6 protein-coding genes are annotated in these 6,576 nt (G+C 32.8%); 3 read left to right on the forward strand and 3 right to left on the reverse strand.

Going from position 1 to position 6,576, the window contains the following annotated elements; genetic code table 11:
- Positions 1-44: 44 nt before the first annotated feature.
- A complete protein-coding gene (locus ACTH6U_RS15665; RefSeq protein ID WP_441832581.1) occupies positions 45-770 on the reverse strand; it encodes an aspartate/glutamate racemase family protein in 726 nt (241 codons plus the stop codon).
- 461 nt (positions 771-1,231) lie between these two features.
- Here ACTH6U_RS15665 and hypT point away from each other — a divergent pair, with 461 nt between their 5' ends.
- Both hypT and ACTH6U_RS15675 read left to right on the forward strand, forming a co-directional pair.
- Positions 1,232-2,140: a hypochlorite stress DNA-binding transcriptional regulator HypT gene (gene hypT / locus ACTH6U_RS15670; protein WP_294110453.1), complete on the forward strand. Its 909-nt coding sequence runs from the start codon at positions 1,232-1,234 to the stop codon at positions 2,138-2,140.
- A 211-nt stretch (positions 2,141-2,351) separates the two neighbouring features.
- The gene (locus ACTH6U_RS15675) at positions 2,352-3,065 is read left to right on the forward strand and encodes a GNAT family N-acetyltransferase (protein WP_294110455.1); all 714 of its coding nucleotides are present in this window, start codon (positions 2,352-2,354) and stop codon (positions 3,063-3,065) included.
- A gap of 197 nt (positions 3,066-3,262) precedes the next feature.
- On the opposite strand, the gene ACTH6U_RS15680 is transcribed toward ACTH6U_RS15675, so the two are convergent.
- Positions 3,263-4,234 (reverse strand): FUSC family protein, encoded by a 972-nt coding sequence (locus tag ACTH6U_RS15680; RefSeq protein ID WP_294110456.1) that lies wholly within the window; start codon positions 4,232-4,234, stop codon positions 3,263-3,265.
- Between the two features lie 799 nt (positions 4,235-5,033).
- On the reverse strand, positions 5,034-5,378 hold the full coding sequence (locus ACTH6U_RS15685) for a two pore domain potassium channel family protein (RefSeq protein WP_434719309.1): 345 nt from the start codon (positions 5,376-5,378) through the stop codon (positions 5,034-5,036).
- 184 nt (positions 5,379-5,562) lie between these two features.
- On the opposite strand from ACTH6U_RS15685, the gene ACTH6U_RS15690 reads away from it, so the two are divergent.
- Positions 5,563-6,114 carry a hypothetical protein gene (locus tag ACTH6U_RS15690; protein ID WP_294110460.1) on the forward strand — a complete coding sequence of 184 codons (552 nt, stop codon included), beginning with the start codon at positions 5,563-5,565 and terminating at the stop codon, positions 6,112-6,114.
- Positions 6,115-6,576: the final 462 nt, after the last annotated feature.

The following is a 6,576-nucleotide window of genomic DNA, read 5'->3' on the forward strand; positions in this document are numbered from 1 at the left end:
AAATTTAGTTGTTATAATTTGATACTACACATGAGTATTTATTGTTAATTCTTATTTGTTTTTAAATTTATTTTTCCGACTCTGTTTTCATACCATTCAATTCCAGCACGTACTAATGAACCGGTAGAGTCTATATATTTGTCAGGACTATTTTTAACTTCATTAGCAAGAATGACCGGTACTTCAGTGCATCCTAATACTATTATTTCTGCCCCTTGGGAAAATAATAAAGTGGCTTGTTCTTTCATTAAGGATTCTGCAAGGTTGAAATCTCCAGATTTTAATAAATAAATGCTTTTCATTACTTTTTTTTGATTTTCAACATCTGGTGTAATGCAATTAAGTCCTTTGTCTTCAATGTTTTTTTGATATAAATTCATGTATAGCGTTGCGTTGGTTGCTAATAAACCAATTGATTTTCTTTTTGTTAAAAGCACTTCTTTCATGGTTGTTTCAATGATGTTTAGCATTTCTACATGACATGATTTCTTTAACTCTGAAAACCAAAAATGTGCTGTATTACAAGGTATTATAATACATTCTGCACCTGCACCTTCGAGCCTTTTAAGATAGTCGGTCATAGCCGGTAACGGAGATATACCGTGATTTAAAAGAGCCTCTGTCCTATCTGGAATATTGGGAATAGAAGATATAATTAATGGGATATGTTCCTGATCATTATTTGCAGTAGTGAATGTTACAAATTTATTAAATAAATCTACAGTTGCAGCTGGACCCATTCCACCGAGTACGCCAATTAATCCTTTCACTATAATTACTCCTGAATATTTAATATCTCAGCAAGATTAATTTAAAATAAATATAATAGACTGACTATTTCATTTAACATGAGGTTGCAAATGTGATTAATTAAAAATTTAACGATTTTATTTAATCTGGAATTAATTTCTATCAGTGTTTATAGGGTAAGAGAAATGCAAATATGTATGGCATCATGCAAAATGTGCATTAAATAAATTCAGATAGTCTATATTTTATTGGAAATATTTAGTGAACGACTATTTGTCCTAGTGTTGAAGGGAGTATGAGGAATATAAGCAATATAAATTGATTTTAAGTAATGTTTAAATTAGTAGGGTTATGCATAATACAAATAATGAAGATACAAATATTACCGAATAATGTAACTAATAATTAACTTTAATTATCAATGAAATTAAAGTAATTAATTAAACATCATTGCCGTAAAGTGTGATTAGGGTCAAATAATATGAAAAATATAGAAACGAAATGGCTATATGACTTTTTAACTTTAGAGTCTTGTCGTCATTTTTCTCACGCAGCAGAACAGCGCAATATTTCTCAACCTGCATTTAGCCGCCGAATAAAAGCACTGGAAGAAGCTATAGGTGTTGAGTTATTTGATAGAACAACATTACCGTTACAGCTTTCAGAAGAAGGTAAGGTTTTTCATTCTCAAGCTCGGAGTCTTTTACAGCAACTCGAATGTAATCTTAATGAGCTTTCAGGGCGTAATGTACTCAGTATTCCCAATATAAAAATTGCGGCGGCGCATTCATTATCGCTCACTATGTTACCTAAGTTAGTTCATTCACTATCAAGTTATGGTGGCGAATTTGTTTATCATGTTGAAGCGATTGATGTTGTTCAAGTGGTCAATACCTTACGGGAAGGGAAAAGTGATTTTATTATCTCTTTTTATGATGAAGATCTTATGCAACCCCCCTTTAGTTGTTTAAATGTATTTGAGTCTGAGCTTTACCCTATTTGTGCCACAAATGAATTTGGAGCACCATTATTCGATATTTATCAACCACAGGTGCCGTTACTCAATTATACGAGTGCATCGTATATGGGGAGGTTAGTTAATCGCCGATTAAGTGAATCGGGGACGATTAGTTCTAAAACATTATTTATGTCCTCGATGAGTGAGCTATTGAAAAATATGGCGTTAGATGGACATGGTATCGCTTGGTTACCTATTTATTCTGTTGTTGATGAACTGAAAGAAAAAAAATTAGTCTGCCTTGATACGCCAGAGCTAACTATTCCTATTCAGGCATATATTTATCGAATGGATACGAGATTAAATAAAACCGCAGAAGATTTTTGGCGAATTTTAAAAAAGAATATTCCTGATGATTTAAAAGATCTTTAAAGAAAGTAAATTTTTCATTCATCGCTAAGGTAATAGGTTATTGTGTGAAGTATTTAAATGAGTGATAGCTTATGGCTATTAGATATCCATGACTAGCTAAACAATAAATTATTGATGATGAGAACTGGTACTTAATGATATCAAAAAACTGGTTCTTGAGTGTTATCAACATTTCACTAGAATTGTGATAATCCATTAAAAAGAGGTTTTTATGTACACACAGAATGAATTTGGACAGCCAATAGGTCATTTAGTTAAAAATTGGTCTCCTCGTCCACAGCCATCTGACGTTGTGTTGGAAGGCAAATATTGTATGGTTGAGCCTCTAAATTTGGATCATGCTGAAAGCTTATATAATTCATTTTTAAAATCTCCTGATGGTAGAAGTTGGACATGGTTGTTTGATGAAGCGCCTAAAAATTTTGCTGAATATTTTTCGTGGGTTGAAAATAAATGTCAGAAAAATGATCCATTTTTCTTTACCATTTTAGATAAAAACACACAGGCAGCCATAGGTGTATTTGCTCTTATGCGAATAGATGCAAATAATGGCGTCATTGAAGTCGGACATGTTCACTTTTCACCTCTACTAAGTGGCACGATTATGTCAACTGAAGCGCATTGGCTCTTGATGAAATATGTTTTTGAAGAGCTAAAATATAGACGTTATGAGTGGAAGTGTAATAGCTTAAATGAGCCTTCCCGCCGTGCTGCTAAACGCCTTGGATTTCAATATGAAGGTACATTTAGAAATGCACTTGTTGCTAAGGGGCGAAACCGTGATACAGATTGGTTTTCAATTATTGATACTGAATGGGATATCGTCAATAAAACTATGCAACAATGGTTATCACCATTAAATTTTACAGACACTGGAAGGCAAATAAAAACACTTGTAGAAATTCGAGAAAATATATTGCGTTAACATATAGACGGAATTTAGATAACTTTCAAAAAGCAAAGATAAATTTTAAAACGGGCTGACGGAGCTTTCATCCGTCACCGGATTAAATTATTTAACTACTTAACCTATATGGATTATTTTAAAATTTCCATTTTTCAGTCAAGTTCTTTAGTTATTTTATCATTCGATAAAATAAGGGTAATTCATTTTAGAAGTTATTATTTGTTTTTTTTCATCATTAATTTAATGCAATAACTACATATAATTGCAAATATCCCTCCAATAAGCGTTTCCATGACTCTCTCAGGTAAAAGGTGATAATCTACATTATTAAAGAAAATGGACATTTCTATTAAGGATAATACAAGTCCTGTAAGACAAAACGTACCAAATACGTTATTTTTTTTTGTATTACTAATAGGGATCAAGAAAGCAAAAATGAGTATGAGTGCAAAGCCAATATACGGCATAAATTCTACGAGGTTAAAGGAAAAATAGAGTAGAAAAACAACGACTAGTGTACCAATAACACGGTCTCTAGTTAGCTTAATGATATTGGTTAACTTAGGATTTAAAACAAAGATATACGTTAATGGAGCCCAGAAAAAATGGTCGAGATTAATAGCTCTAGAGGTTAAAACACATAAAAGTAACCCTAAAGAATAGATAAATGACTGAAATAATTGATTATAAGATAACTTATCTCTCTTTAGTGTGATGTATTTCTTTATTTGAAATAGCGTGATTTCTTCGCGTTTACTCATGGCGTAGCAAAATGCAAGCGTTATAATTGTTCCTATTAGTAGACCTATTACAAGGCCATCAAAACTAGATTCATTAAGTGTTGCGCCTATGATGTAGAAAATCATAAAGTACTTAATTGACATATCTAATGATGAATCAATATTGTAAAACTGGTAGTAAACAAAAGGCGATATGAATAGGACGATAAAAAATAGAGAGTCAAAACCGAAAAGGTAGCCTAACGCGGAACCCAAAAAAACCAATAAGGAACACAATAGCGAATAGATGATATTTTTATATTGATTGGCTTTATTGAATATTGTGTAGCCATGCAGAGTTGATAGTGAGCTCCAGAGTGTTGCATCAATGCCTGCCGCATAGTAGGTAATGATAAAACTTATGACGAGACATAATGTTAAATAAAAGCTTTCTGCGACTTTCGCCATGAATTCACCTAGTTGGATGAGAAGTAAGCATGTGCTAATTCGTTAGCTATTATGATTAAAATGTGTGCTTAAGTCATTTGTATCATATTTAATATTTATTCGATTATAGATATTAATAATAGTTGTTTTCTTCATTGTAACCTTTGCATCATTTTAGTAAAAGAGCCACTTCCAAAATCATTCCAAATCAGAATACCTAAAAAAATTCACTAAAGTCAAAAAGGGTGTAGATCCACTTATTGAAGTGGTGTCGATAATAACACCTAATCTACTATTTAATACATTATCAGTGACTTATATCAAATATTACAAGTAGTCGACATGAATTTAACTTAGTTCAAGGTTTTCACTTGTCGCGCAAGCAATACGGGAAGTTGAGGCTGCTAAAAGCGTACTTTAATATAAAGTACTGCTATATAAACCAAATACCCTGCAATACCTATCGCAAATACAGATATCAACGTAAATAGACTTTTCATATGCGCCAAAAAAGTTGTTATTATGCATCAATAGACATTTAGATTATAAAAAGGTTCTTAGAGTAGAATGGTAGTTCGGGAAATGGAACAATAAACCTTTGATTAAAGGCTTTTTAATAAAAACTATAGTTATATAAAAATACCATAATAAAAATAATTAGAGGAGTGAAAAAGGAAGCGAAGAATGAATTAAAATATCCAGACATAGACGTATCACCTTTATATTTATGGTCCAATAAAAATTGCTGAGGTGAATGAGCATCTACCATTTAAATTTCTAGTAGAAACTGTTTTAAAATAATCCACTCTAATGGTTATTCTTATTCATCATCTAAATGAAATTTGTGTAATAATCGATGGGCAATAGGTGCAAATATTAATCCTAGAGTGGTCATAAAGACGACACTGGTGAATACACCATAGAAAGCGAAAAAAACCTTTCCTGAAATATTTTGTGGAACAATATATGGGCCAATGCCATTGGCTATAAAAGCACTATTAAATACTGCATCATGTAAATTTATGCTCGAATCAAAGGCTATGTGCCCGACAATGCCTATTAGCAAAGTAACAAGGACTAGCGCAAGTGCGTAACTAAAATGCAATAGCATTCGTTTTAAAAATGCACTGAATGAAATTAGTGGCATATTTTTAGATTCAAACATGGCTTTTCTCTCAAAGTAATTTAATGAAGTGATTGCATAATACCATCTATGTTAGCTTATCTGAAATTACCGCCTTGATCGCGATGGCGTAAGTAAAGCCAAATTCCGCGGGTCTTTTGTTTGCTTCAATTTGTACTTCCGCTAAGCTAACATTATTAAAATTAACTGGCGGGATGGTGATGCTTTGCGCAATTTATTCAATACAAAACATAGGTTAGTTAAGATAGTTGAAAGTATCCCTGATGCTAAAGCACCATTAGGATGGGAGTTATGTTCAATAATTGCCATTGGTGGCTTAACTGAGGTCGGTTTTTCTAAGCAGTATAGCAATATGTTATTGGTAATATCATCCGCAGGCAGAGGATTAATAGATTGTAATACAGGTGAAAAAATTGCGAGAGATTATGAAGAGTATGGCGATTGGTATAGCTCCTTTAACCTAACATCTATGGGGATAGGTATTATATCAAATGAGTCCATATCTATATCTGGTTTATGCGGTGGGGGATTGCCTGTAGCAAACCATTATGGCGAGACATTGACAGTTGCTTCTCCTAAATGGCCCTTAGAATACTTAATATGGGCGCCTTTAGGTAAAGATCCATTAATAGATAGATTTCAAGAAGGCTGTTTGAGAATAATGTCTGACTTTTTTGTCTGCGCCGGCTTTTCATGGAATGGTGAATTTATTGTAGCTGCAACTAGTAGCGATATTACTATATGGAAAAGAGTGTAACCTAATCTAGTCGACCCCTGGGTTGAATGGTAATTTTTTGTCGGATATATCTATATCTTGATTGATAATCCCATGCTCAGCCATTTCTTGGTATTGTTTTAGTTGTCGTATGACAGCCTTGTGAAAAAACTCGCCAGTTTTTTGTTTTATCCATATTTTTTGTTTTACATAAAGGAATTGTATACATTAGCCGGAAAATAAAAGTCAATGATCAGTCTTTCCTTCGGCTTTTGATGTATTTATGTAAAAACGAGTCTCATCCCACAGCCGCAAGCCACGCATAGAAATAGATTGTCCTCAGCGCTGGCGGAGTCTGAATTCGTCGCTTAACTAAATGATTTTATAGTACTAATGTTCAATTCAATTTTTCAAAAGTGCCTAATCAGGTGCCTAAAAATATTTTGATTAGATTGAGAATCTTCATAATGAATATATTAGTTTATAACTAATATAAGGTGTAAT

It is taken from the genome of Providencia sp., from assembly GCF_052096715.1.
In the GTDB taxonomy this organism is placed as follows: domain Bacteria; phylum Pseudomonadota; class Gammaproteobacteria; order Enterobacterales; family Enterobacteriaceae; genus Providencia.

Bases quoted from the DNA above. Each gene is read 5' to 3' on its own strand.
- ACTH6U_RS15680 (WP_294110456.1), bottom strand. From the start codon at position 4,234: ATGGCGAAAGTCGCAGAAAGCTTTTATTTAACATTATGTCTCGTCATA.
- ACTH6U_RS15675 (WP_294110455.1), top strand. From the start codon at position 2,352: ATGTACACACAGAATGAATTTGGACAGCCAATAGGTCATTTAGTTAAA.
- ACTH6U_RS15685 (WP_434719309.1), bottom strand. From the start codon at position 5,378: ATGTTTGAATCTAAAAATATGCCACTAATTTCATTCAGTGCATTTTTA.
- hypT (WP_294110453.1), top strand. From the start codon at position 1,232: ATGAAAAATATAGAAACGAAATGGCTATATGACTTTTTAACTTTAGAG.